The following is a 594-nucleotide window of genomic DNA, read 5'->3' as shown; positions in this document are numbered from 1 at the left end:
GTCTGCTGCACGAGTAGGTGACATCTGAGTTGGCTTGCCCGTGTGGTGAGCTGGGAGGATGTCGCTGTGCCGAAGCCCTACCCCCAGGAGTTCCGCGACGATGTCGTGCGGGTCGCTCGTGACCGCGAGCCCGGTGTGACGGTCGAGCAGGTCGCCAAGGACTTCGGGGTTCACCCGATGACCTTGTTCAAGTGGCTGCGCCAGGCCGAGATCGAGGAAGGCGCCAAGCCCGGTGCGAGCCGGGCCGAGTCGGCGGAGCTGCGTGAGGCCCGTAAGCGGATCAAGCTGCTGGAGCAGGAGAACGAGGTCCTGCGCCGCGCGACGGCGTATCTCTCGCAGGCGAACCTGCCGGGAAAAGGCTCTACCCGCTCGTGAACGAGCTGGCCGCGGACGGGATTCCCATCGCGGTGACGTGCCGGGTCTTGAACATCGCTCGACAGCCCTACTACCGGTGGCGTGCCCGCCCGGTCACCGACGCCGAATTGGCCGAGGCGTATCGGGCGGACGCGTTGTTCGACGCGCACCGCGACGATCCGGAGTTCGGCTACCGATTCCTGGCCGACGAAGCCCGCGACGCCGGCCTGTCGATGGCGG

The 594-nt window shown here is 67.7% G+C and carries 1 protein-coding gene and 1 pseudogene; both read left to right on the top strand.

The genetic code is table 11. The annotated features are described in order from the left end of the window. Window positions 1-66: 66 nt before the first annotated feature. Window positions 67-375, top strand: coding sequence for a transposase (locus ACYVIP_RS44575; RefSeq protein WP_460407290.1), 309 nt, complete (start codon window positions 67-69; stop codon window positions 373-375). After that, a pseudogene (locus ACYVIP_RS44570) lies at window positions 372-594 on the top strand (IS3 family transposase); the annotation flags it as partial. The gene ACYVIP_RS44575 and the pseudogene ACYVIP_RS44570, both read left to right, overlap by 4 nt.

This window comes from Actinophytocola sediminis, assembly GCF_054779715.1.
The sequence above is the reverse complement of the archived record's forward strand: the minus strand, read 5'-3'. Positions and strand labels throughout refer to the sequence as shown.